Here is a 21716-nt window from a genome sequence, read left to right as displayed (position 1 = left end):
GATTTTTATCATAAAAGCCAATAAGCGATAACTGTAGGTTATCAAATTGGTTTTAGCTGCAAATGGCTGTGACAGGTTGGATGTGCTCACCCTGTTTTTTATTTCATAGACTAAGCAAAAATATTAATTTAGCATTATATCATTTTTTCGCTGTACACCATGAATAATTATTTTATAACCCAGTATCCATTTTCCATAAATCCTCGTAAGAATTCGGCATTAATAGGTTTCATAAACAAAGGTTTAAGATATTTAAAAACCGGGTATCAGGTGGGCCCATTGGATACCAGTCTTGATATGAATACTGTTGAACAAAGAGTAAATTATTATCATCTACTTGAAGAAGTAATAGCTTATGAAGTAGCGGGCGATGTTGTTGAGTTAGGGACTTTTACAGGACAATGTGCAGCCCTATTTCAAAAAGTCATTGAACAAACCGGCTCGGATAAGCAACTACATGTTTATGACACTTTTGCTACGCCGTTTACTTTTAAGGGAGATGTTGAACAAGAGCTTATCAGAAACTTTAAGGTTGCAAATCTAAAACAACCGCAAATTCATAAAGGCTTGTTTGAGGATACTTTAGCAAAGGAGTTACCTTCACAAATCGCTTTTGCACATATTGACTGTGGTTTTGGTGGCGACCCGAACGCTCATAAGAAGATCATGCTTTATTGCTTTGAGCAACTTTACCCGAGGCTTGAAAAAGGTGCTATTTGTGTACTGATGGATTACAATGACTCAAAAGAGAACGGCGTTACGCTTGATATTAATCCCGGAGTGAAGATGGCTTTTGATGAATTTTTCGCTGGTAAAGCTGAAAAGATTGTCTGCTTATACGGGAATCAGTATCAACATGCCTTTTTCAGGAAAAAATAATTACGGTTAGTTTTAGAAGCTATTGCCGACATTTATTTTTTCCTGTCATTAAAAATATGTTTTTCAGCGCCTCTCTTTAATAAGCATGATTACTGTTTAAATTTTTGAAACCAACTGTAATTAAATACCTGGTCAGTATCAAAAGGTGTATGATGAATATGTTCTATGCTGCCGGTTAATTGAAACTGCTGCTGGAAAATATTCGACAACGAAGCAGGGGATTGACGTTCAACAGCTAATCCGCTGCATCTTTCAGGGCCATTTAAACCAAAAGTTCCGATGATCAGCCATCCTTTATTGGTCACATGTTTAGCTGCTACTTCAGCATATTTGCTCTGATCTGCTGTATTGGTCAAAAAATGAAAAGCTGCCCGGTCATGCCAAAGGTCATATCGTTCGTCGGTTGCAATGTCCAGCACATCACTTACTATCCATTTAATTTCATGAGCTCTATCGCCTAACCTCAATTTTGCCCTATCAATAGCTTTGCTAGAAATATCCAATACTGTAATGTTGGAGTAACCCAACTCCAACAGATGATCGGCCAGTAAGCTATCTCCGCCGCCGACGTCGATGATCTCGGCATCTTTGGGAAGATCAAAACTGCTGATAATGTTTAACGAGATTTCCGGCTTTTCTTCATACCAGCTTACTTCGGTCAGCTTTTTTTGAGCATAAACGTTTTCCCAGTGTTCTTTTTTGTTTACCATCGTTAGGATATAAAGTTTTTGATAGCCTCGCCCAGATCGAATACATTGGTTTTTGAACCAAATGCGTTGGCTATGATACTACTGCCGGCGGCGCTTCGGTAGCCACCGGCGCAATGTACAACAATCGGTTTGTTATAGGGCAGTTCGCCCAGCCGCTCTCTTAGTTCATACAAAGGTATATGAATGGCATCCCGAAAAATCGGATCTGCTTTTACTTCGGCAATATTGCGAATATCAACTATTGTATAATCTTCGGTTGCATTATTAAATTGGTTAATATTTAATGGGAGCATCTTTTCGTGGCCTGTTTCAACCACAAATGCCGCTTCTATAAAAGATTCGTAACCAATTTTTGCCGTTTTGCCGATCAGTTCCTTTAATTTATCCTCGGTTTCAGCTACGAGGTAGAACGCTTCTTCAGGAGCAATGATGCTGCCAAGCCAGGTTTCGAATTTGCCGCCATCCTGTATATTGATCGAACCGGGTAGGTGTCCCCTTTTAAATTGGCCTTCAGGCCTTGCATCTATAAAAAAAACTTTGACGTTCAGCTTAACAGGTTTCTCAGTCGGGACATCGGCCAGAACCGTGTTCAATACCATAGCGCCATGTTTGTTCAAGGCGACGTCGTAAGCAAAGTATTTTGGTATGAATGGCTGATCTGCCAACAAGGCCTGTACAAATTGAGTTTCGCTCATTTTTAGTAAGGACCAGTTGCCTGCTCTTTCTGCGCCGATAGTGCTGCGGTTAGCATCGCTCTGCGCTTTACCGCATAAAGTACCTGCACCATGTGCCGGGTAAACCCAAATCGCATCATCCAATACCAATAATTTCTCGCGCAGTGAATGATACATCTGTTTGGCTAATTCCTCACGCTTCGCAGTCAGGTTTCCGGCTTGCTCACGCAGATCAGGCCTGCCGCAATCGCCGATGAATAAAGTATCCCCGGTAAATACAGCTTTGTCCTGCCCATCGTGTTCCAAAACGATGCTGATGCTATCCGGCGAATGGCCAGGCGTGTTCAAGGCTCTTAGTTTTATTTTACCAAACACGATCTCATCACCATCGTCAAATGTTTGATGGGGGTATTCAGCGCCTAATAGTTTGGAGCAATAAATGACGGCTCCGGTAACCTGTTGCAACTCCAGATGCCCGCTCACAAAATCAGCATGCGGATGGGTTTCTATAACACCGATGATAGTAGCTTCGTGTTCTTTTGCAAAAGACAAATACGGCTTAACATCCCTTGATGGGTCAATCAGCACGATCGTGTTTTCGCATTCGCTTAATATCGCGTAAGAATAATGCGACAGGCCTTTATCTTCAAATTGTTCGATCTTCATATCAATGAGGGAGTTTTTCACGTAATAAGCCATAGACCCAGGTGCCTGCAATGGCGCTCAGCAGTGTTACGGTTGTAACCAAAATACCGCTGCCGATCTGGGCGAATAACGGGCCGGGGCATGCGCCGGTAAGCGCCCAGCCTAATCCAAAGATCAACCCGCCATAAACATATCCCCAGTTAAATTTCTTGTCCGGGATAACAATAGGCTCCTGATGGATTGTTTTAATGTTAAAGCGTTTGATCAATACTATAGCGATCATGGCCACTACAATGGCGCTACCGATGATCCCATACATATGAAAGGATTGCAAACGGAACATTTCCTGTATGCGGAACCATGAGATCACCTCGGATTTGATCAGGATGATACCGAAACACATCCCTACCAGTATAAACTTCAGGTTCTTCATAGCTGTAATAAATAAGGTAAGATCAACCAGGTCATGACGAAGCCGCCGATCATAAAGCAGCAGGTGGCTACCAGGGAAGGCCACTGTAAAGAGGAAATACCCATAATGGCATGGCCGGACGTGCAGCCACCGGCATAGCGCGTACCAAAGCCAACCAGGAAACCACCTATCACCATAAATACAAAGCCTTTTAACGTGGTTAGCCCCTTAAAACTAAAAATATCCCGTGGTAGTAAACCGCTGAAATCTGTAATGCCTTGCTGCTGCAAAGCCGCAGTCGTTTTAGGGTTGATGGCTACCGGGCCGGGATCGGATAATAAATGCGCCGCGATCAATCCGCCAATGACAATACCTGCAATAAAAAACAGGTTCCAGGCATCTTTCTTCCAGTCGTACTTAAAAAAGGAAATATTTGCCGGGATACAAGCCGCGCATATCTGCCGCAAGGTAGATGAGATGCCAAATGTTTTGTTACCCAATATTAATAGTGCCGGCACGATAAGGCCTATCAACGGCCCGGCTACATACCAGGGCCACGGTTGTTTAATGATGTCCATGTGAATTAGTTAAAGTGCTTATTAAAACAAAGATACCCATAGCTAATACAAACCAGCCAAAGGCAGGCTTCAGGCGGGTATCGCTGATAAAACGCGTGAGGTAACTGCCGAGGATGATGCCTGCGATAGCGAAACCCGAAAAGATGGCTAAAAACGTATAATTTATTACTACATGCCCGGTGATATCACCCAATACACCCAGCAGCGAACTGATGGTCATCACCATGAGTGAGGTGCCCACCGCCTTTTTCATGGGCAAGCCTGCGAACAATACCAGTGAGGGAATGATGAGAAAACCACCACCAACACCTACAAAACCGGTGATGAGGCCAACAACTATGGCCTGCAAGATCAGCCTGCGGTAATTGACCTTAGACGATGCAATTTGAGATCCTTTTTTCTTCCGGATCATGGAAAGGGATGCTGCCAGCATTAGACCGGCAAAAACCAGCATTAGCAGCATGCTTTTGGTAACAGTCCAGTGTCCGAATGTAAATAAGTGAACTGGTATCACCGGCATTACCCATCGCCGCATGATAAACACGGCGGCCAAAGATGGTAAACCGAAGATGAACGCGGTCTTGACATCCACATTGCCTTTTAGGTAATGGCTGACCGCGCCTGCGGTACTGGTCAGTCCAACTACGAATAAGGAGTAGGTGGTGGCTAACAACGGATCAATAGCAAAAAAATAAACGAGAATAGGTACAGATAAGATGGAGCCACCGCCGCCGATTAAACCGAGGGACAAACCAATTAAAACCGATGCTACGTAACCTGCTATTTCCAAAACCTGACGATTGATGGAACAAAGCTATCTGCTTTCAGCCCGGCAATTGGTGACTTATGTTACACAGGGAAATTTAAAGTGATCTTATTGCGGGAAAGGGTGATCATCTCCTTCTTTTCCATTTGCTTCAAAAGGCGTGATATGACTTCGCGGGTAGTACCCAGCTCTTCTGCCAGTTGCTGGTGAGTGATCTGAAATTCATGGGAATTGAATACTGCGGCTTTCTTCTTGAGCAGTTCTACAATACGGTCATCCAGTTTTTGAAAGGCAACTTCATTGATCACAGTAAGCAATTCTTCGAAACGCTGGTGGTAAAGTTTAAAAATAAAGTCGGCCCATTCGGGATAGCTTTTTACCCATTCGCTGGCTTTGGTAATGGGCAGCATCAAGACGTCGGCATCTTCTTCTACCTCCAGGCGTACTTTCGAGGTATCCTCATGTATCCCGGCCAGGAATGACATGATACAGCTTTCGCCGGGTTTGATATAATATAAAAGGATCTCGCGGCCGTCCTCATCCTGCCGCATAACCCGCATACTGCCGGATAAAAGCACCGGCAATGATCGCACATAACTGTTGGATGACATCAGCACCGTACCCGCCGGTAATTGCTTCCGCTGGCTGTTCTCTTCTAATGCTGATTGCAATGCTGGCCCAAACTGTATCATGCGGTAAATTTAGCAGGCTTGCGGCTTATTAACGAATACTGCTTCTTCAAATGCTAATGCTAAAACCCGGTTGCATTGCTTGATGAAATATGATCCCCTGTTTTTCAAAGTGCTTACTGTAGGTCTCGTAGCGTTGTTTTAAAAAGAAATCCTTGGCGTAGCCATCGTGCACTGGTAGTACGGCCTTGGGTTTAATACGATCTGCAAAATCCGCTACCGCTATCTCTGTCGTGAACGGAGCCATGACAGGCAGAATTAATAATTCAGGCTGTTGAAATTCATCATCATAAGTGCCAAAAGAATCCGCAGGATTTAAGATCCTGCCATCGATCAAGTAGGCTTGCATATCAGGCAGTGGACTATCAAGAATATTCTCATGTTTTACATTGATCGCCTGCAAAGCAAAAGGACCGATATCGAATTTTCCAGGCTCAACCAACTCACAAAAAATATCAGACCCTTTTAGTCCCTCAGCAACTTCTTTATTGGTGTAGATCGTTGCGCCGCTTAACTTAATAATGGCTTTCAACTTTTCTACGTCCAGGTGGTCTGGATGGTCATGGGTAATGATGACAGCATTGACCTTGTTAAACTGCTCAACGTTTACCAAGTTCTCGACAAAGGTAAACTTACCGGGATCAAATAATAACTGAAAATCGTCTTTTTCTAATAGTACGCAAGAGTGGATATATTTAGATATTTTCATAGCATTTGAATATGATAAATAAACCCTCAAATGATGGGAAAGTTTCCAGCTCAACCAAGCTATCAAATCTTATTGAAGAGAAAAAGATCTATGATTGTGATCAGACATAACGATAACTAAAAATTATCGAGTATGTATCTTAACCATGTTGATATATCGTGAATAAAGGCTTGCCTGTTCTTTTCACTTCCTGCGGGATATGCGGTGGTCAGAATTTCAGATGGAGAGACACCGGCATCGATAGCTGCTTTCCTGACATTGGGAGCAATTCGCTTCATTAAAATGATAACGTGTTTAGGTTGAATCAAACGGATACGATCTGCTAACTGTCCGGCAGCATAAGGCGTTGATTTAGCTGATGTTTCTTTACCCAGCGGATATAGATGATCCAGAAGGCAGCCTGACTTGTTGAAAAAGTCAAGAAATTCGTCAGCAGAACTAAATTTACCAAAAGCCTGTTCAAAGGCCGCGCGCATTGCCCGGAATAAATTGGTGTTTTTTAAATAAAAATGGTTGTTGGTAGAGCCAGGTGCTTCGGCAATAAACATGATAATGACTTTTTTCTTCTTTTCAGTCATATCAGATACTTATAGGCTCTTATAGCTTTTAGCGAATCGCATAAATATTTCTGCTAATGATGAAGGTTGACCGTGTGGCAGGATAAAATAAAATGGCCGCTCAATAGTCAGGTCTTTAATGTCGATGATCCGGCATTCATTATACTTCAACTCTTTCAAGATCGACTGCACCGATACAAATGCAAAACATTTGCTGTGTAGCAAATACGACTTTATACTTTCCGTGCCGCCTAACTGCATTTCTATCTTCAGATCTGATAATTTGATATTGAAAGGCTTTAAAGCGTGAGCAATAACGTCCAACGTTCCCGAACCGGGTTCACGAAGCAATAAAGGCAGTTCTTTTAATTCCTCCGGTTTAATGCTGTCTTTTTTAAAAGTATTCGAGGCACTACAGATCAGCACCAGTTCATCACTCAAAAATTCTTGGTAGCTCAACTGCGGATTACGGAGGATGCCCTCTACAATGCCCAGGTCGACCTCTTTATTCAGTAAGGCCTGCTCCACCTGCTCCGTATTACCGGGCACCAGGTTTACTTGTACATCTATAAACTTTTCATGAAACCTTGCCAGTACCGGCGGGATAACGTATTGTGCTACCGTATTACTGCCGCCGATGCGCAAAATGCCGGAATGTTTTTTAACCAACAGGTTCATATCAAAGTCCAACTCGTTATAGACAGCTGCCAATTTATCCGCATAAGCCAGCAACATTTCGCCAGCAGGTGTGAGCGATATTTTTTTATTCCCGCTACGTTCTATCAGCGTGGTTTTAAACTGTTCTTCCAGCTCTTTAATATGCTTGGTCACAGCAGGCTGGCTGATAAAAAGTTCCGTGGACGCCTTGGTAAAGTTCAGCCTCTTGGCTACCGTATGAAAAACCTGTAAGCGAAAATCGAACATAATGATAAATGTTATTAGCTAAGTCTGAAAAGTAACAACAAAAATGGAAAAGTAGCTGCTGTTAATATGATAACAGGTACAGCGATTTTTAGAACTTTGTCGCCAATAATTATTGTTTGGTCATCAAATTCATAATGGACGTAATGTTGAATAGTTTTCATGATCTTCTTTGTTTATGTCTCAAAGATCAATCATAAAACTAAGTCATTTTCATTGTTAAAACAGATGGTTGATAGTCTAAAGTTATGAAAAACAGCTCAAACATGTAAAGCAGAAGCAGACTGATTCTGTCGATCTGTTTTTGCTATAGTTTAACAGTGAGCTTTATTCCCATCCCCACTTTTTAAATAACGCATGGCCATCGGTACTTTGTAAGAATTGAATGAATTGTTTGGCTTGCGCTGCGTGTTTGGTATTGGATGTCAGCGCTACCGGCGTACCACGAAATAGCCGTGATGCCAAAGGAAGTTCTACAACCTGTGTAACATCTTTCAGATTCTCATGCCATGAGGCATAGGTGATCCAAGCATCGTAACTTTGATCTTTCTTCCAAGCCTCAATACCCAACGCAGTATTGGCAAAAGATCCGCCAATGTTTCGCTGTATCCCACCGATCAGGTTTTCCTTACCCGCAATATCTTCCCATAAACCCAACTGTCCTGCCCCATTTACATCAAGTATTTTAATGCCAGGTTTGGCAAGGTCTTTTAAACCGATAATATGTTTGGGATTACCCGGCCTTACTAAAATAGCTGCACGTCTTTTATAAAGTTCTACACGTGTTGCTGCATCAATCATTCCCGGATGAGTTTGCATGAACTGCGTCAACATATATTCCGCGCCACCGTAGATCACATCGGCATTAGCCTGCGCTTGCGAAAGCCACTTAGACTCGGGGCCACCGGTCACTTTTACCGGAATTCCTGTTTTAGCGGTGAATGCTTTAGCGCAATCCTGCATGGCTGATAAGGGGCCGCCGGGACCGTAAACATGTATTGTATCTTTTTGAGCGAAGGCTGTGGCAACATTAGCCATAAGGGCTATAACGATAATTGATGTTTTCATATGCTATTTTGTTATAAAACCATATTTACGATATATTGATTTGGCTACCGGGCTTAGCAAAAAGTCCATAAAATCCTGCGCAGCCTGTGCGTGTGGTGCGGTTTTTAGTTGCCCGGCCACATAAGTCGCGCTGATGTTTTCACCGTCTGGTATTTCTACCATATCGGTAGGGTGCCCGATCATTTTTTGATAATAGGCTTCGGTAAACCATACCGGTGCAGCATCACTTTGTTGATACATAATGCGCATTGGTGTTTGGCGATGGTGTATCTGCGTCAGGAAAGTTTTACCGTTTTTAACCTTGGTATCCATGATCGTATTTTTTAAGGTTTCACCACCCACTTTTACATAAGCTTCCTCTATACGCTTACCGATCCCTTCCCATTCAGGATTGGGCATGCTTACACGCACATCATTACGCCCCAGGTCTTTCAAACCCTTCACTTTTTTAGGATTGCCCTTTTGCACCATAATAGCTAAGCGGTTGTAAGCATAAGGTGCGGTCTTGCTGAAATATTCCGGCATCTGATCGATACGGCTTTTTCCTGCGGTGTAAACATCAGGCTTAAGCGTAATACGCATATTTCCGATAACGATACTACCCCCAATGATCTGTTTAGCCAATATGCCCGGTGGCAGGGTTTCGGCAAATACACGTTGGTATTGCGGGTATTGTTTTTTAAAGGCGGACATCAGGTCATCAATACACATGAACTGGTTCCCGGCAAAGAAAACTACCAGTTGCGGATCGTTAATGTCGCCGAACAGGTCGGGTACATTGTCAACTCCCGGAACTGTAAATTGCACCTTGCTTTCAGGCGGGGTATTCCAGGGTGGGTCAAATCGGTGATCCTGTGCTTTAACCTGGCTACTGAAGGCTGTTATTACCATTATGGTAAGTGTTATTTTTTGAAGATATTTCATGAATATATTTCAATTTGTTTTGGATATACTGATTAAGGATGTACGGTGGCCCAGCCTTCGTACTGGCGGATGATGATCTCACCGTTGCCGCTCGGCACATAAGAGATAAATGAGAACAGGTCAGCTTTATCGATCTTCCTTTCCTTAATGGTATTATCACATTGTGCCAATACCACTCCTTTTGCCTGGAGATCCTTTAAACTTTGCTCATAAGCGCTACTTTTCATGTAAACAGCTACACCATCGCTAAAAGCGATCAGTTCAACATGGAGTTTGCCTTTCAGCCTTGGATCTTCCAGCGCATTATTGATGTTTCTTAATGTCCCCTTGATCTTTTTGTCATCGCCGGAATTGATGATATAAAGCGCATTGTAATGCTTGAGCTTTGCAGTTGCGCCGGTGAAGGCGGCGGGATCGGTTTGTTGTGCTTTGACATTTTTTGCAAAAGCGGTGAGCGCAAAGGCTGCTAAAATGATGATGTACTTTTTCATGTTTTCTATTTGTTTATGATTTTTTACTAGTTAATTCTTTTTGAGCGTCTTTAATGGGTTTGAACGGCCCGTATTTATGCTGTTTCTCGCTAAACTGGTCGGCATAAGGCCCGAACGGAAAATCTATCGGTTTCTTCTTCAGGTCTTTCCAGTCGTTACCTTGATCCTTATGAGGGCGCGGCTGGGAGTTAACGAAGGCACCCACGTTCCATGCTTCTTCATCTGTTAATTGCGGACTATGATATGAAGCGCCATACGGCATATTATTTTTTACAAAACCTGCAAAATTGGTCAGCCTGTACATGCCTGCACCATCGTTATAGCTGTGCTTCCCCCATAATGGCGGGTTGGCGTAAGTTTTTTTATCAGCATTCAGCAAGCCCTCGCCATTAGCACCATGGCAACTTTGGCATTTCATTATAAACACTTCCTTACCCTTGGCCGGGTCTGCTGCCTGATCCATGAATGCCAGCTTTTCTGTTGCATTTCCGAATAGTTTTTGACCTTTCTTTACGTCCTTACCGACCCACTTCATATAAGCCAGCATTGCCTGGATCTCTTTACTGGAAGGGTTAGGTACTTTACCCGCCAAACTACGCTCGAAGCATTCAGCAATACGTTCTTCGGGCTGCTCCACCCGGCCGCTCCTGTTGCTCAGTTTTGGATAACTGGCAATAAAGCTGGCATAATTGTTACCGAAAAGGCGTGAACCGGCATCAAGGTGGCAGTTCTGACAATTCATCCCGTTCGTGATCTTCGCGATGCTGCCTTGAGGGCCAAAATAACTGGCGGTATGTGCGACGAGTTCCCTGCCATATTTGATCATCTCGCCATCTTTACCTGCCGGGATAGCATTTTCATCAGGGGCTTTCCATGCATCAGCCGGAATAGGGCGTGGTGTAGTGCCGGCAGAGACTGCGGTAGATGGAACAATAGCAGGTTGGTCGGCTCTGCCATTTCCCTGTCGGGAATCCTCATTTGGATTATGATCAATTGGGGCCACCAATGTCACGATCACCACTATTATACAAACCGCAAACAAAACACTTACGGTTATTAAGGCCTTTGATACTTTGACCAAAGCTTTGGTCACTTCTCTATTTTCGTCTTGCTGCTTCATTTTGATCGTAATTGATATACCAAAAGTACAGGCGAAAATAGCTGAAGTTATATCACAAAATATGATGATTAATAATCTGTGGTTATGGTATTTCAACAAATGAACATTTTAGAAACGGTTGAGTTTTATTATAAAAGGTCGATCATGAATAAAAAAGTTTATACCTCCTTCCTGATCATGCTTACCATGTCATTTGGGATCATGTATGCCGTTATGTATCTTAATGTGTATGAGTGGGACCACATCTATCTTAACCTGACAAGATTTTACATGACGTTGCTGATGATCTGCCCGATGGCAGTTTTTATGTTGATGATGATGCGCCATATGTATACTGATCGAAAGAAGAATTTTTTGATCATGGTATTCAGCATCGTCATTTTTGGCACTGCCTTATGGGGCGTAAGACGTCAGTTCGCTGTCGGCGATGTCCAGTGGATGAAGGGCATGATACCGCATCACTCTATAGCAGTACTAACAAGCAAGAACGCTGATCTTAAAGACCCGGAAGTAAAAAAACTGGCGGATAGTATTATTAAGGCACAGCAGGCGGAGATCATTCAAATGAAAAAGATGATCGAAAGGCTTGAGCGATAGCTCAGAAAGAATTACTTCTGAAAATGGTCTTCAATAGCCTGTCCAATAATATTGGCGGACTCTTGCGAGATATCGCCAGTGACAATGCTCCATGAATTATCACCGTTATTGATCAATGTAATCGTTCCGCTACCTGTCTCTACGGCAAATGTCTCGTCCTGGTGCGTCACTTTATACTGCTGGTCGGAATCGCCGGGCACTGTAAGGGATATCATAAATTTTGAATGTAATTCCATGGTTTATTTAACTCCATAATATTGAAATTGTTCCCTCTAATGATAATCAGGTATTGGGTAATAGATACCAAAGCAGCAACCCGCTAACCAATACTATCGCAACGGTCAGCAAAAGCGATAATGCGAACGAAGGAAAGTAGGTATTTCTAAGCAATTGTTTTTCAATATGGCGATACCTGAAATAACTTAATAAGGCCATCAAGGCTCCGATAGCGACCAGTATGATCCCAATGGTCGCGGAAAAACCCTTCCCTGGCAGAATGATCTTATCAGTAATAACGAGGGACAATTGTTTTACGAACAAGCTGAATTTTACTACGACAAACCCAAAACCCATCAAGGCGATACTCGTCCTGATCCAAGCCAAAAAGGTGCGTTCATTGGCCAAGTGGTCACCGGGATTGATGTTTTCTTTGTTCGTGTTTGCGCTTGGTATTTCCATAAGATCTAAGCAATTGAAAAGCTGATTTGTTGGCAACCTGTCGAGATTGCCTGCGCAAACAAAATGAACTGCCAATCCTTAGTTATTTAACACTCCAATCAAAATCGACCAATTATGGGCAATGTGCAAAATAACGGAACGAACAATAATGGAAGACGTTCTTTCCTGAAAGGGACAGTTCCGGTCATGGCAACCGCGTTCATTCCTGGTATCTCTTTAGGGAGTAACGCTGATAAAGGATCAGAACCTTCCTTCCCGGGCTTAATCATCAGGGAAAAGGAACCGGTCAATTTTGAATTCCCTTTTCCAATGCTTTCAAAAGCCATTACGGCAAACAATCAGTTTTTTATACGAACTCATTTCCCAATCCCGAAGCTACAGGCAAAAGAGTGGAAAATGACGATCGGTGGGCATGTTAATAAAGAGATCACACTCACCTATGACGAGTTACGTGCTTTACCCGCAAAAAAAGTGATGGCGACATTGGAGTGCGCCGGAAATGGGCGCGCCAATCTGGCTCCAAAGGTAAAAGGCTTGTTGTGGGAACAGGGTGCCGTAGGGAATGCAGAATGGACAGGCGTACCACTTTCTGTGTTACTTGAAAAGGCCGGGATAAAAGAGGGAGCAGTCGAGATCATTTTGGAAGGAGCAGATAAGGGCGAGGTGTCAGAAGAACCCAAATCTCCCGGTGCTATCCATTTCGCCCGGAGTTTACCGCTTAATAAAGCCATGCAAGCAGAGGTGCTTATTGCCTATCAAATGAATGGAAAAGATCTTAGTCCGGAGCATGGATTTCCGGTAAGGGCGATCATCCCCGGTTGGTATGGTATGGCTTCTGTGAAGTGGCTAACCAAGATAGTAGCGGTAGATAAGCCATTTGAAGGTTATTGGCAAACCCTGGAATATGCATATTGGAAACGCACTGATGACCAGCCGACCCTGACCGCAGTTACCGAAGTACAGGTCAAAGCAGAAATCGCCAGACCAGCGCTAAGCGAGGTAATTCCTGGCGGTAAGAAATATCGGGTGCATGGCGCTGCATGGTGCGGCGAAAGCGATATCGTAAAGGTTGAGCTCAGCTTCGATGAAGGTAAAACCTGGAAACCGGCAAAGTTACTTGGCAAGAACGTTAAGTTCGCATGGCGGCTTTGGGAATACGACTGGCAGGTTCCGAAGGGACAACAGCGGCATAAGCTAATGTCAAGAGCTACGGATAGTAATGGAAATACACAGCCCATGCAGCATGATAAAGACCGAAGAACTTATATGGTCAACAAGATCGTAACGGTTGAAGTGGAATCGCAGTAGGATATTGCCAGGTGAATATCCAATGGTCTTTTCAAAATAAAAATAATTCCAATAAAAATTCAATTTACCTCATTCTCCACTAACGCAAAGATAGCCCACCGCCGGGATAAAAGTCAAGGCTATACAAGCGTGGCGCGGATTGTCCGCTTTCAGCGGTTGCGCCCCGGCCCTGACAGTTTACCCGGCTCGCGCTGTTGGTTGCTTAAGTGTTAAATAAGGAATGGTGAGTTCAATAGCATGGCCACCAATCACACGAACACATAATGTCTCTATGTTTTAATCATGGTAACAATTGACTACTATTTGCCAGTTTTTTTTATTTTTGTTAGTGTCATTTGATATTGAATGCTATTGTCATCGCTCAGAAAAAATTCGGGAGTACAGTAGTTGAAAATTGGTAAAATACTGAATAACAGTATATAAGTGGATAGGGTTACGGAGCCGTCCATTCCGCCAAATCAATATTAAAATTGAGCAAAACCCTTCAAATGATATCATTTGAAGGGTTTTTTGTTTTAGGTCGATAACCTTAGATATAGATACTTCACGGCGCTGCACTACCTCTAATACAACCCTAAAACTTATTCTTCATGCAGCCAGGTATGATCAGATGCGCTGGTTAACGGTAAACAACCTTTCTATAAATAATGATAGAATTTAACCGTTTAGATATTCAAAAAAAGGCTGTATTTAAGTTGAAACATATATTGTTTACGCCTGTTAACAATCCAATACAAATTATTGTTAAACAGTTGCCTTGTGGACATAAACGACGGTTTTTTTTCTGGTATCACGCATCAAAATTTAGAGCAGGATTTTAAATTATTGAAGGCTGCCCTTGATGCAAGTGTCACCGGGATAATCATAACCGATAATGGCTTGCCAGATAATCCCATCATATATTGCAACAAAGCCTTTGAGGACATGACGGGTTACCAACGATCAGAGATCATTGGCCGCAATTGCCGCTTTCTGCAAAAAGATGATCGTGAACAAGCAGCTCGTTACCAGCTTGGTGAAGCTGTAGCGAATGGTAATGATGCAGTTGTTGAGATACGGAATTACAAAAAGGACGGCACGCTGTTCTGGAATGAATTGTACTTATCTCCTATATACAATGATAATGGCCAGCTTACCTATTTTGTTGGTGTACAGCATGACATAACATTGCGAAAACGGGCTGAAGAAGAGCTTAAAGCCAACCAGGCCGAAATGGAGCAGCGCGTAGAAGATCGCACCCGCAGCCTTAGAGAAAAGGAAGAGTATCTATCCAGCATATTTGAAACCATTCGCGAAAGCCTTATGGTTTTATCCCCCGAACTTAAAGTGCTTACCGTTAACCACGATTTTATAAAAACCTTTAAAGTTTCGAAAGAAGAGACTGAAGGCAAACAGCTTTATGAATTAGGTAACGGACAATGGGACATACCGGAATTGCGGAGATTGTTGGAACAGGTGCTGCCTACCAATAACCCCGTTGTTGATTTTGAGGTGTCTCATGATTTCCCTCACATCGGCAAAAAGCTGATGCTGCTTAATGCCCATCGTATAGAGTTAGAGGGCGAATATAAAGACCGTATACTGATTGCCATTGAAGATATCACCGATAAACGCGAAATAGAACAACGCAAAGATGATTTCCTTTCCATAGCCAGTCATGAACTTAAAACACCGCTTACCACTGTAAAAGGTTATGTGCAGGTGATGGATAAGCTGGTAGCAAAAACCGGCGACGAGAAGCTGCATAATGCCATCGAGAAAACTTCTGTTTATATTGATAGGTTAAACAATCTTATTACAGAGTTACTTGATGTTTCGCGTATACAATCCGGCAAGTTTAAGATCTACAAGGAGCCATTCAGCTTTGACAATATGGTACAAAATGCTGTAAACAGTTTGCACCAGGCCAGTCCATCGCATCACATAAATGTGATTGGAGAAACTGGCATTGAAATTGTTGGGGACGAAGCTCATTTAGAACAGGTTATGATAAACTTGTTAAGTAATGCTATTAAGTATTCGCCGGATGAAAAGGAAGTTGATGTTCAGCTGTCTGTAGTAAGCAACTTTGTTAAGGTTTCTGTATCAGATAAAGGGCTGGGAATATCCAGGGAAGAGCAAAAAAGAATATTTGACAGGTTTTACAGAGTAGGAAATATACAGCAGAAATTTCCGGGAATGGGTATAGGTTTATACATCTGTTCAGAGATCATCAAAAACCATGGAGGAAATTTGTGGGTAGAGAGCGAGCCGGGAAAAGGCTCAAGTTTTAGTTTCACATTGCCACTTACAAAATCAGACTTAGAAGAAGATGCCAAATAAAATATTGATATGCGACGATGATGAAGGCATACTTGACCTCCTTGAACTGGTACTAACGGATGAAGGTTATTCGGTGGTTGCTGAGTTAAATAGCGTTAAAGTAAGTAACCTGATTCAAAAAGAACATCCTGACCTTATTATTCTTGACTTATGGATGCCGGTAACATCTGGTGACCAAATATTGAAAACGATAAGAAATACACCGGCTATCAGCGAACTGCCGGTGATAGTGATCTCGGCGAGTAATGATGGCAAGGCAATTGCACAGGAAGCAGGTGCAACGGCATTTATTTCAAAGCCGTTTGATATAGATGAGATGACGGGAAAAGTAAATGAAATTCTGTCAAGTGCACAAGCAAAGTAAACGTAAGCCAATATATTTAGATCAACCTTTTTTTGATGACCGATGCAGCCTGGAGTAACCGAAACTGAAGAAGAACGCTTGTCTGCCCTGTATTCTTTCAGGATACTTGATACTGCTACAGAACAGGATTTTGATGATATAGCCGAGCTTGCCGCGGCTATATGTGATATGCCTATATCGCTGATAAGTTTTGTAGATAAAGACAGGCAGTGGTTTAAATCAGTAAAAGGTATTGGTTTAAGGGAAACAGATATTGCAAGTTCTTTTTGTAAGTACACGGTTGCCAGTAAAGAGGTTTTTGTTGTTGAGGATGCACGTAAAGACCTGCGCTTCGCAAACAACCCTTTGGTAACCGGGCAGCCTAACATCGTTTTTTACATGGGCGTGCCATTGCTTAGCGAAGAAGGGTATGCACTTGGCTCATTATGTATCATTGACCAGCAACCGCGCCAGTTAAGCGATTATCAGAAACAATCTTTAAAAACGCTTGCGCGCCAAACAATGGATAAGTTGGAGCTGCGTAAAAAGCTTTTTGAGCTGCAGGATGCCAAATCCGAAATAGTAAAGCTCAAGGACGAGCGGTATATCAAGGAAAACGAGGCCCGTGAGGTAATTGAACATGCTCCTATGGCTATGGCGTTACATGTTGGCCGTGATATGACAATTCGTTTTGCCAACTCGCGAATGTTACAGGCATGGGATAAAGATGGCGAAGTGTTCGGTTTACCCTTTGCCGATGCCCTGCCCGAGCTTCGGGAACTCGACTTCCCGGCCACCATGCGCGAGGTATATGATAGCGGTATACCCTATCGTAACGAGGATGCCCGCATGAGCTACGAATACCAGGGAGAGATAAGGGAATTCTATTACACTTACGCGTTTACACCCCTTAAAACACCGGAAGGCAAAGTATGGGGTTTGTTAAATACCGCGCTTGATGTTACTGAGATTGTACAAAGCCGGCTTACAGTTGAGCGTGCTGAAGAACAATTGCGCCTGGCAGTAGATTCGGCAGAGCTTGGTACCTGGCATCTCGATCTGAAAACAAACCAGCTTAGTTTATCGCCGCGTTCAATGGAAATGTTTGGTTTTGAAACGACTGAAGAAGTGTCGCTTGAAGCGGCAATCGGCAGGATAGAAGAACATTACAGGGGGCTGGTAAATTCGTCTATACAGGCCGCAATTGAAGAAAATCAGCCTTATGACGTAGAATACCCAATATTAAGCTCAGACACGAAGCGATGTTGGGTAAGGGCAACCGGTAAAGCATATATGGTTAATGAGCATGGCCCTACCATGTTCTCGGGTACATTACTCGATATAACTGAACGTAAGGAAGAAGACCGCCGCAAGAATGATTTTATTGGCATTGTTAGCCATGAACTGCGCACACCTATTACATCTATAAGCGGCTATGCGCAGGTTTTACAGCGCAAGGCACAATCACTGGCAGAGCCTGCGATGGCAGATATAGCCCGCAAAACCAAGCAGCAGGCCGACCGCATGACCAAGCTGATCAATGGCTTCCTTGATATTGCACGCATTGGAGAGGGCAAGATAAGGTTGGAGCGCAGTGCCTTTGATATGGCTGAGCTGGTGAAAGAAGCCGAAGATGAGTCACTAACTACCATTACCTCGCATGAGGTTGTATTTAAACCGGTGGAGTTTACGCCGGTTGAAGCCGACCAGGACAAGATAAGGCAGGTGCTTATCAACCTCATCAATAACGCAGTAAAATATTCACCCCCGCGCTCGCGCATACAGGTGGCCTGTGTCACCGAAGGCAACCACGCACAGGTAAGTGTAAAAGACGAAGGCATCGGCGTACCCCTGAAAGACCACGACAGGATTTTTGAGAGATTTTACCGGGTAGAGAACGAGCAGATGAAAACTGTAAAAGGCTTTGGCATAGGCTTATTCATTTGTAAAGAGATCATAGAACTCCACGGCGGCCAAATAGGGGTTGAAAGCATACCCGGCCAGGGAAGTATCTTCTGGTTCACTTTACCGGTGATCATTCAGTAATAATCATTATTAGAGTCGGGGTCAATCTCGTAGTATTGGTTAAGCTATATTTGCCTGCATATGAGGCAAACCATTTTACAATCATCATGGATAGTTGGTTTACTGCTATTATTCATAGCGAGCACCTCTATGCACCCGGGTGATCTCAAGCGATTCGAAATAAATGGCTACGCGCAGGGTACCACTTATAAAGTAACTTACTATGCAGCCGATAGCCTGGTTACCCAAAGCCAAACCGATAGCCTGCTTGCAGCAATAGATAGTTCGGTATCACTTTACCGGCCTGCTTCGCTCATCTTAAAGTTCAATCATTCCGAAAAAGGCATAAGCGTAGATCATCACTTTGCTGTGTTGGTAAAGAAGGCATTGGAGATAAACCGCGAAACCGGCGGTTTGGTGGACATCACCGTGAAACCATTGGTTGATGCCTGGGGCTTTGGTGCCAATAAGACGACCGCCTTTCCTGATTCTGCAAAGGTAAAAGCTATACTCAAGCATGTTGGCGGTAATAAGATACGATTGAAGGGCGAGTTCCTTTACAAATCAGATCCGCAGGTACAGATAGACCTCAACGGTATTGCACAGGGATATACCGCCGATCTGCTTGCCGGTCTGTTAGACAAAAACGGCATTCAAAATTACGTTGCTGAGATAGGCGGCGAACTTCGTATCAAAGGCCATAAGCCCGATGGTGAACCATTCAGGATAGGTATAGAGGCTATTGACGATAACGATATTCATCCCTCGCCTTTACAAATGGTCATAGCGCCAGGTAATGCAGCAGTTACAACATCGGGCAACTACCGCAAACACCTGCAGGCAAACGGCCGGCAAATATCGCATATCATCGATCCCAAAACCGGCTACCCTTCCCAAACAGATGTTATTAGTGTAACCGTTGTTGCAAAAGACGGTATAACGGCCGATGGTTTCGATAACGGATTTGTTACTATGGGTATGCGGCAAACGCTTGATTTTATTGCTAAAAGAGGTAATTTGGCAGCTTACATCATCTATAAAAAACCAAACGGCAGCATTGCCGATACAGCAACGAGCAACTTTAAAGCAATTGAAGTTAAGTAATGGAAAGAAGAACGTTTGTTAAAAGCGCGGGCTTACTTGCCGGCGCATCTGTTTTAAACCCCTCAGGTATTTTTGCTGAAGCTAAACCCGCTGGCATTGTCAGGATAGGCGTTATTGGATGTGGTGACCGTGGTAAAGGCATCATACAGGTGCTTAATCAACTGCCCGATAAATTTAAGGTAGTGGCGATATGCGATGTGCTTGAATTCAGGATAACCGAGACACGGCAGCAGAATAAAGATGCCAAATTTGCCGTATACGCAGATCACCGTGGTCTGCTTGATAATAAGGATGTAGACGCAGTTGTAATTTCTGTGCCGCTGAATATGCATTACACCATTGCGGTAGATGTGCTTAACGCCGGCAAACATCTATACCTGGAAAAAACCATGACTTACAACATCCCCCAGGCACTGCAACTGGTCAAACTGGTAAAAAGCAAGCCAAAACAAGTGGTGCAGGTGGGGCATCAGTACCGTTATTCGCCGCTTTATTACCGGGTAAAGGAGATGATAAACAAAGGTTACCTTGGCGATATCACCCAAATAGATTGCCGGTGGGACCGCAACGGCAACTGGCGCAGGCCTGTGCCATCGCCGGAGTTGGAAAGGCAGATCAACTGGCGCATGTATAAGCAATATTCGGGCGGGCTAATGGCAGAGCTACTTTCGCACCAGGTAGATTTTATCAATTGGGCATTTGAAACCCATCCGCAGCAAATGTTTGCTACCGGCGGAATAGACACTTACAAAGATGGCCGCGAAACCTACGATAATGTGCAGGTAATGTTCAGGTACGAAGGCCTGCACAGCATGGTAGGCAATTTTGGTGCTACGTGCGCTAATGCGCATGATGGATACCTATTTAAAATAAAGGGCACGCTTGGTACCATATCCTTGTTGACCGATGAAGGTAAATTTTATCCCGAAAAAAGATTATTGGCTGATAAGGGATTAGTTGACGGTGTTACCGGCGCCACCCGCATTGTTTGGAACAAAGAAGGTGGCAGCCCAATCCTTCCCGAAAAAACTAAAGATGGTACATGGTATGCATTTAATGAGTTTTATAAAAGCGTAGTAAATGGTACCCTGCCCGATAGTAATGTGTTTACCGGTGCCCGCACAGCAATTTGTGTTCACTCGGCCAATGCAGCCTTGTATGGTAAAATGCCGATGGCATGGAAACCGGAATATAATGTTGTTTAGATAGTTACAACCCGTACCGTAAAGCTTAATAAGTTTTACTACTTTGTATCCAGTTAAGTAAACCTCTTTAAGCTACAAGTTCATGAGAAGATCAATTGCCATTGCGGGCATTGCTGTTGTTGCATTGCTTGCAAGCTGCAGTAAATCAAATTACAGCAGCAGATCAGATGTGTCAAAAAACGCAAATGATAGCGTTGCGAGTAAACAAACGCTTATATGGGCAGATGAATTTGACAAACCCGGTGCGCCTGATCCTACCAAATGGGGATATGATATAGGTAACATTGATGGATGGGGCAACAACGAGCTGGAGTACTATACCAATCGACCCGAAAATGTTATTGTTGCGGATGGCAAGCTGAAAATAATGCTGAAGAAAGAAGCCTATAAAGGGTTTAATTACACATCGGCAAGGTTGCTCACTAAAGGGAAGTTCGATTTTACATACGGCCGTCTTGAGTTCAGGGCCAAGCTGCCTTCAGGTCGTGGTACATGGCCTGCGCTTTGGGCGTTGGGTAGTAATATAGATATTAAACAATGGCCTGCATGTGGCGAGATAGACGTGATGGAACACGTAGGCAACCAGCAGAACAAGATATTTGCCACCCTGCATTACTCGGGCCACTCTGGTGCTAACGGCGTTGGTAAAACTACCATGGAGCCAACCGCTTCAACCGATTTTCACGTTTACAGCCTGGATTGGAATAAAAACAAACTAAAATTTGCGGTGGATGGAAAGGTTTATCACACTTTCGTCAACGATCCTTCCTTACCATTTAATGATAAGTTTTTCCTGATCATGAACGTAGCCATGGGCGGTAACTTCGGTGGCGAGGTTGATCCTGCCATTACCGAAGGTACTATGGAAGTGGATTTTGTGAGGGTGTATCAATAGTTACGTATATAGCCTTGGTAAGGATCCAAGACATTTAATTTCATCAGGTTTAAACCGAAAACGGAACAGCCGGTCAAACCTATCACCTAAAATCTG

General features: G+C 43.4%; 24 protein-coding genes. 9 read left to right on the top strand and 15 right to left on the bottom strand.

Features of this window, described 5'->3' with window-relative positions:
- The first annotated feature begins 159 nt into the window (after positions 1 to 159).
- Positions 160 to 879 (top strand): TylF/MycF/NovP-related O-methyltransferase, encoded by a 720-nt coding sequence (locus FPZ42_RS04990; protein ID WP_146269365.1) that lies wholly within the window; start codon positions 160 to 162, stop codon positions 877 to 879.
- A gap of 89 nt (positions 880 to 968) precedes the next feature.
- Here the strand turns inward: FPZ42_RS04990 and FPZ42_RS04985 are convergent, their stop codons facing one another.
- The 13 genes from FPZ42_RS04985 to FPZ42_RS04925 form a co-directional block, all read right to left on the bottom strand.
- On the bottom strand, positions 969 to 1589 hold the full coding sequence (locus FPZ42_RS04985; RefSeq protein ID WP_146269364.1) for a class I SAM-dependent methyltransferase: 621 nt from the start codon (positions 1587 to 1589) through the stop codon (positions 969 to 971).
- A 2-nt stretch (positions 1590 to 1591) separates the two neighbouring features.
- Positions 1592 to 2929, bottom strand: a complete 1338-nt coding sequence (locus tag FPZ42_RS04980) for an MBL fold metallo-hydrolase (RefSeq protein WP_146269363.1) — start codon at positions 2927 to 2929, stop codon at positions 1592 to 1594.
- Position 2930: 1 nt separating this feature from the next.
- Positions 2931 to 3341: a DUF6691 family protein gene (locus tag FPZ42_RS04975; protein ID WP_146269362.1), complete on the bottom strand. Its 411-nt coding sequence runs from the start codon at positions 3339 to 3341 to the stop codon at positions 2931 to 2933.
- Positions 3338 to 3898, bottom strand: coding sequence for a YeeE/YedE family protein (locus tag FPZ42_RS04970; protein WP_146269361.1), 561 nt, complete (start codon positions 3896 to 3898; stop codon positions 3338 to 3340). The genes FPZ42_RS04975 and FPZ42_RS04970 overlap by 4 nt, the downstream gene beginning before the upstream one ends.
- Positions 3885 to 4688, bottom strand: a complete 804-nt coding sequence (locus FPZ42_RS04965; protein ID WP_146269360.1) for a sulfite exporter TauE/SafE family protein — start codon at positions 4686 to 4688, stop codon at positions 3885 to 3887. The genes FPZ42_RS04970 and FPZ42_RS04965 overlap by 14 nt, the downstream gene beginning before the upstream one ends.
- 59 nt (positions 4689 to 4747) lie before the next feature.
- Positions 4748 to 5356: a Crp/Fnr family transcriptional regulator gene (locus FPZ42_RS04960; protein ID WP_146269359.1), complete on the bottom strand. Its 609-nt coding sequence runs from the start codon at positions 5354 to 5356 to the stop codon at positions 4748 to 4750.
- 46 nt (positions 5357 to 5402) lie between these two features.
- A complete protein-coding gene (locus tag FPZ42_RS04955) occupies positions 5403 to 6062 on the bottom strand; it encodes an MBL fold metallo-hydrolase (protein WP_146269358.1) in 660 nt (219 codons plus the stop codon).
- 116 nt (positions 6063 to 6178) lie between these two features.
- The gene (locus tag FPZ42_RS04950) at positions 6179 to 6640 is read right to left on the bottom strand and encodes a hypothetical protein (protein ID WP_146269357.1); all 462 of its coding nucleotides are present in this window, start codon (positions 6638 to 6640) and stop codon (positions 6179 to 6181) included.
- 9 nt (positions 6641 to 6649) lie between these two features.
- Entirely contained in the window at positions 6650 to 7543 is an 894-nt protein-coding gene (locus tag FPZ42_RS04945) for a LysR substrate-binding domain-containing protein (protein ID WP_146269356.1), read from the bottom strand.
- Positions 7544 to 7867: 324 nt separating this feature from the next.
- On the bottom strand, positions 7868 to 8608 hold the full coding sequence (locus FPZ42_RS04940) for a substrate-binding domain-containing protein (RefSeq protein ID WP_146269355.1): 741 nt from the start codon (positions 8606 to 8608) through the stop codon (positions 7868 to 7870).
- A gap of 3 nt (positions 8609 to 8611) precedes the next feature.
- Entirely contained in the window at positions 8612 to 9532 is a 921-nt protein-coding gene (locus tag FPZ42_RS04935) for a molybdate ABC transporter substrate-binding protein (RefSeq protein ID WP_146269354.1), read from the bottom strand.
- Between the two features lie 32 nt (positions 9533 to 9564).
- A complete protein-coding gene (locus FPZ42_RS04930) occupies positions 9565 to 10023 on the bottom strand; it encodes a DsrE family protein (protein ID WP_146269353.1) in 459 nt (152 codons plus the stop codon).
- Positions 10024 to 10036: 13 nt separating this feature from the next.
- Positions 10037 to 11143, bottom strand: coding sequence for a c-type cytochrome (locus FPZ42_RS04925; protein ID WP_146269352.1), 1107 nt, complete (start codon positions 11141 to 11143; stop codon positions 10037 to 10039).
- Positions 11144 to 11242: 99 nt separating this feature from the next.
- Here FPZ42_RS04925 and FPZ42_RS04920 point away from each other — a divergent pair, with 99 nt between their 5' ends.
- Entirely contained in the window at positions 11243 to 11740 is a 498-nt protein-coding gene (locus FPZ42_RS04920; protein WP_261382225.1) for a DUF305 domain-containing protein, read from the top strand.
- Positions 11741 to 11751: 11 nt separating this feature from the next.
- Here FPZ42_RS04920 and FPZ42_RS04915 read toward each other — a convergent pair whose 3' ends face one another.
- Positions 11752 to 11976 carry a hypothetical protein gene (locus tag FPZ42_RS04915; protein WP_146269351.1) on the bottom strand — a complete coding sequence of 75 codons (225 nt, stop codon included), beginning with the start codon at positions 11974 to 11976 and terminating at the stop codon, positions 11752 to 11754.
- Positions 11977 to 12022: 46 nt separating this feature from the next.
- Positions 12023 to 12418 carry a YidH family protein gene (locus tag FPZ42_RS04910; RefSeq protein WP_146269570.1) on the bottom strand — a complete coding sequence of 132 codons (396 nt, stop codon included), beginning with the start codon at positions 12416 to 12418 and terminating at the stop codon, positions 12023 to 12025.
- A 114-nt stretch (positions 12419 to 12532) separates the two neighbouring features.
- Here FPZ42_RS04910 and FPZ42_RS04905 point away from each other — a divergent pair, with 114 nt between their 5' ends.
- From FPZ42_RS04905 to FPZ42_RS04875, 7 genes are all read left to right on the top strand, one after another.
- Positions 12533 to 13726: a sulfite oxidase gene (locus FPZ42_RS04905; protein ID WP_261382224.1), complete on the top strand. Its 1194-nt coding sequence runs from the start codon at positions 12533 to 12535 to the stop codon at positions 13724 to 13726.
- A 759-nt stretch (positions 13727 to 14485) separates the two neighbouring features.
- Complete coding sequence (locus FPZ42_RS04900; protein WP_261382223.1) at positions 14486 to 16048, top strand: PAS domain-containing sensor histidine kinase; 1563 nt, start codon at positions 14486 to 14488, stop codon at positions 16046 to 16048.
- Entirely contained in the window at positions 16038 to 16412 is a 375-nt protein-coding gene (locus FPZ42_RS04895) for a response regulator (RefSeq protein ID WP_146269350.1), read from the top strand. Before FPZ42_RS04900 ends, FPZ42_RS04895 begins: the two co-directional genes overlap by 11 nt.
- Positions 16413 to 16454: 42 nt before the next feature.
- On the top strand, positions 16455 to 18437 hold the full coding sequence (locus tag FPZ42_RS04890; RefSeq protein WP_146269349.1) for an ATP-binding protein: 1983 nt from the start codon (positions 16455 to 16457) through the stop codon (positions 18435 to 18437).
- A 60-nt stretch (positions 18438 to 18497) separates the two neighbouring features.
- Positions 18498 to 19520, top strand: a complete 1023-nt coding sequence (locus FPZ42_RS04885) for an FAD:protein FMN transferase (protein ID WP_261382222.1) — start codon at positions 18498 to 18500, stop codon at positions 19518 to 19520.
- On the top strand, positions 19520 to 20725 hold the full coding sequence (locus tag FPZ42_RS04880; RefSeq protein WP_146269348.1) for a Gfo/Idh/MocA family protein: 1206 nt from the start codon (positions 19520 to 19522) through the stop codon (positions 20723 to 20725). Before FPZ42_RS04885 ends, FPZ42_RS04880 begins: the two co-directional genes overlap by 1 nt.
- Positions 20726 to 20807: 82 nt before the next feature.
- The gene (locus FPZ42_RS04875) at positions 20808 to 21620 is read left to right on the top strand and encodes a glycoside hydrolase family 16 protein (protein WP_146269347.1); all 813 of its coding nucleotides are present in this window, start codon (positions 20808 to 20810) and stop codon (positions 21618 to 21620) included.
- Positions 21621 to 21716 lie beyond the last annotated feature (96 nt).

This window comes from Mucilaginibacter achroorhodeus (assembly GCF_007846095.1).
Classification (GTDB): domain Bacteria; phylum Bacteroidota; class Bacteroidia; order Sphingobacteriales; family Sphingobacteriaceae; genus Mucilaginibacter; species Mucilaginibacter achroorhodeus.
The sequence above is the reverse complement of the archived record's forward strand: the minus strand, read 5'-3'. Positions and strand labels throughout refer to the sequence as shown.